Source organism: Gilvibacter sp., from assembly GCF_013214815.1.
Classification (GTDB): domain Bacteria; phylum Bacteroidota; class Bacteroidia; order Flavobacteriales; family Flavobacteriaceae; genus Gilvibacter.
The window spans coordinates 1-3,777 of the sequence record NZ_JABSPU010000117.1; the positions used below are offsets into that span (position 1 = coordinate 1).

Here is a 3,777-nt window from a genome sequence, read left to right on the forward strand (position 1 = left end):
AAAAGGAGGACGCAGCGCCCGAGCTGCTGAGATCTTAAAGGAAATGGGCTTCAAGAAGATTTATGATCTTGAAGGAGGTATTGTGCTCTGGGAGGAATCAGGACAGGATACCGAAAAGGAACAATCCTAAAAATCCTGGTTCTAAAGATCTGAAGCCGCTTCAATTGAAGCGGCTTTTTTTATCTTGCGCCCATGCAAGGAACTGCTCAACATTTCGAACTTAAAAATGCACAAGGCATGCGCGTACTGCTTACCAATGTAGGCGCGGCTTTAATGGACATTCAATGCTCAGATAGAGACGGCAATGTGCAAAGTCTTATTGCCGGATTTCCAAAGGCGACCGATTATTTGGATCCCGACTATCAGAACAAAAACCTCTGCATAGGCGCTACTGTAGGACGTGTAGCTGGACGCATTTCTAAAGGCGGATTTACCCTTGGTGAAACTTACTTTAAAGTACCTCAAAATAAGGGGATGCATCTGCACAGTGAAACTTGTGGTTTTCAACATCAAGTATGGGAGGTGCAATCTCACACTGACGAATCGCTTGTTTTTAAGCTAAAACAGCAGGCCGGGACTTGTGGCTATCCTGGAACTGTTTCGGTGACGGCTAGTTATACCTTAAGTGAAACTAATGAGATTACTTTGGTCTATGAGGCCACTACAGATGCCGACACTGTGCTCAATCTCTGTAACCATACCTATTTTAATTTAGCTGGAGGAGGGACTGTAAAGGAACATCAACTCTCTATTCCAAGTACCAAGTTCTTGGAAACACTCGACAATATGGTGCCTACGGGTAAGCTGTTGGATACCCAAGAACACAACAAGGATTTTTCAAATCAAAGTCGAGTAGGGGATCGATTGGGAGCAGGCTTGGACCTGGCTTATGCTTTGGATAAGAATCACGAGCCCTTAAGACTTTACGCACCAGAGACAGGCATTGAAATGCAGGTGAGCAGCAATCAATTGGCTGCACAAGTATATACACCACCCAACTTTAAAGGATTGAATTTAAGAGATCAAAAGTTTGAAGATTTTCCTGCTATTTGTCTAGAAATGCAAGGCTATCCAGACGCACCCAACAGGCCAGAATTCCCGTCAGTACTACTAAAACCAGATGAGGTGTATCGTTCTGAGACCACCTATAGTTTTAAGCTAAGAAAGTAAAAGAGGAGTTTATAAACGCTCTTGCAGCTCGATCACGAGTCCAAGAATAAAGCACACTACGATAGTTCCAATTACGATGCCGCCTACGCCCATTTTTTTAGTTTTTTGAGTTGAGGCAAAGATACGTAAAATCTATACTTATAAATACACCTTAAAGGGTATGTTTTTGTGATCGGCTGGATTTGATATTTACATCAAATTCAAATGACATGAGAACACTCACATTATTTACACTTTTACTTCTATTTGGCCAGGCTTTTGCCCAAGATGATTTACCTCCAGTAGAAGAGTTGGAAGCGAAGATCGAAGCAAAACAAGAGCTGCTTGATGAGAAATCGGCAGAGATCACCGCAGTTTCTACTTTTATTGAACAGTTGCGGGCATTAGATCCCGACAGTGATCTGCTCGATGGCAAAATAGAGGAGAAATCCAAACTGGAAATCGAGCAATTACAGATTCAGGCAGAGCTATTAGAGCTAACGCGACAGTTGTTAGAAGCTCAGAAGCAGGCAGAATTCCTCGTTAGCGGCGAAGTTGAACTTCAAAGCGGTAGCTATGAGTTTACCCATTCCATCCAAGAGGAAATTTCACCACAATACAACTACGGCACCAAGGAACAAGAAGCCATAAAAAAAGGCGCACGTATTCGTGTCTTATACAAAAAGGACGCTGTCATTTACTATGAATATTGGAACTACAAGGACGAATCCTCAATAAGTTTTAAAACTTTCAATGAGAACAATCCTGTCTTTTATATGAAGGAGAAGGAATTCGAACAAGTGACCAAGAAGTTGTATCGCATTTATAAGGGAGCATCAGTTGGCGCCTACACAATACCCTTTCGACTGCGCGATATTGGTGGCGGAGATGACTTTGATTTTGAGTCCAGTCTTTCATTACAGGCCAATTTGGTTTTTGGGATTGGTAATCGCGAAACAGAAGATTCATTTCTAGATGCTTCTTTTGGTTTAGGATTGACCGGTGTTAACCTAACCCCAGATAATAGTGATGTGGAGACCGAAAGATCGGCTAATGCCTTTACCGTGTCAACGGGAGCTGTTTTCAAATTTGCTCCGTATGCTAACCTTGGACTCTTTATCGGCTGGGATTTCTTAGGTCAAAAGGACAGCGACATAAATTGGCAATACGATGGAAAAACCTGGGTGGGTTTAGGACTCAATATCAGCTTTAATCAGGTGAAAACTGATAAGGCACCAAGTAATGCCAAGAATGAGGAATAGGCCTGCCGCACTAGCGCAGTGAGACTCTCCCAGAGTGGAGCCGGGGACTACTGCGCAGGAAGTAACAGTCACAATTTATAAATCTGTAAAGACTTCTGCTCTAAAAGAACAAGCCGTCCGGGGTTCGAATTCTATAGACTACAGTGCGATCTTGAAAAGTTTTAATAAAAAGCTTCGTGGAGCCGGGGACTGCCGAGCGTTAAAAATTAGTCCGGTGGACTAATTTAGTGAGGCATAGGCCTGCCGCGCAGGAAGTAATACTCACAATTTATAAATCTGTCAAAACTGTTACTCAAAAAGAACAGACCTTCGGGGTTCGAATCCCGAAGGCGTAACGCAAAAAGGCTACCGAGAGGTAGCCTTTTGAAGTGGAGCCGGGGAGAGTCGAACTCCCGTCCAAACAGGCAATTCAAATGCTTTCTACATATTTAGTCTTTAATTGATTGTCGGCCTGGCCCCGGTCAAAGACTACCAAGAACAGGCTTAGCTTCAATTTGAGTTTCGCTGCTTTATCAAAGCCCTAAAGCGGCTAGGTTTACTTTTACGAACGCTCTATATCAAATGCCGTAAACCAAGGCCTTTGAGAGCGTTCCTGCTTGTCTACCTTGTAGACCGAGGCACTATCCTACTATAATTCAGATTATGCAGCTAGGGCGTAGTTATTCTCGCCGTTTAAAAAGTGTGAATCATGAGATTAACGAGCTGTGGTCCAGCGCTCGATATGCTTACATTTCAATTGGTCCCGCTGTCAAAACCAGTCGGCCCCTTGAGTTTTCAATGAACGGTTGTGGCGTTTCCCGCTTTCCGCGGGTCGGGCTTTCGGCAGTCGCTTTTTTGGATTCCCAAAAAGAGCTCCAACAAAGCCTCAATCCCTAACGCACAGGCTCGCAAAGATACACGAAATACTGTATCTTTGCTCGCCTTACTAATTGAACAAAAAGTATTCCAAATGCCAGTAAAATTCGCCATAATCAAAGAACGCAAGTCTCCACCAGACAAAAGAGTGGTTTTTTCGCCTGATAAATGTCAGGAAGTCATGAAAAGCTTTCCAGAGGCGGAGTTAGTGGCAGAATCGAGTGACATCCGCATTTTTAAGGATCAAGCTTACGCGGCTGCTGGTGTTACTGTGCAAGAGGACGTAAGCGCGGCAGATGTAATGTTGGGTGTAAAAGAGGTTCCGGTTGAGGCACTTATTCCCAATAAGAAGTACTTTTTCTTTTCACATACCATCAAAAAGCAACCCTACAATAGAAAGCTGCTTAGAGCCATTTTGGATAAAAAGATCGAGCTCTACGATCACGAGACCATCGTAAAGGCTAGTGGAGCACGGCTTATTGGTTTTGGGCGCTATGCGGGATTGGTAGGG

Annotated in this window: 3 protein-coding genes, 1 other RNA gene and 1 pseudogene; 4 read left to right on the forward strand and 1 reads right to left on the reverse strand. The window is 43.7% G+C overall.

All coding sequences use genetic code 11. The features are described 5' to 3' along the window. From HRT75_RS14800 to HRT75_RS14220, 3 genes are all read left to right on the forward strand, one after another. A partial coding sequence (locus tag HRT75_RS14800; protein ID WP_366665086.1) for a rhodanese-like domain-containing protein occupies window positions 1-130 on the forward strand: 130 nt, incomplete at its 5' end. A gap of 62 nt (window positions 131-192) precedes the next feature. Then, a complete protein-coding gene (locus HRT75_RS14215; protein ID WP_291188123.1) occupies window positions 193-1,170 on the forward strand; it encodes an aldose epimerase family protein in 978 nt (325 codons plus the stop codon). A 209-nt stretch (window positions 1,171-1,379) separates the two neighbouring features. Further along, window positions 1,380-2,411: a hypothetical protein gene (locus HRT75_RS14220; RefSeq protein WP_291188126.1), complete on the forward strand. Its 1,032-nt coding sequence runs from the start codon at window positions 1,380-1,382 to the stop codon at window positions 2,409-2,411. 366 nt (window positions 2,412-2,777) lie between these two features. On the opposite strand, the gene ssrA is transcribed toward HRT75_RS14220, so the two are convergent. After that, window positions 2,778-3,177: a transfer-messenger RNA gene (ssrA, locus tag HRT75_RS14225) on the reverse strand. 183 nt (window positions 3,178-3,360) lie between these two features. Between ssrA and HRT75_RS14230 the strand changes: the two are divergent. Continuing rightward, window positions 3,361-3,777 (forward strand): annotated as a pseudogene (locus HRT75_RS14230) (alanine dehydrogenase); the annotation flags it as partial.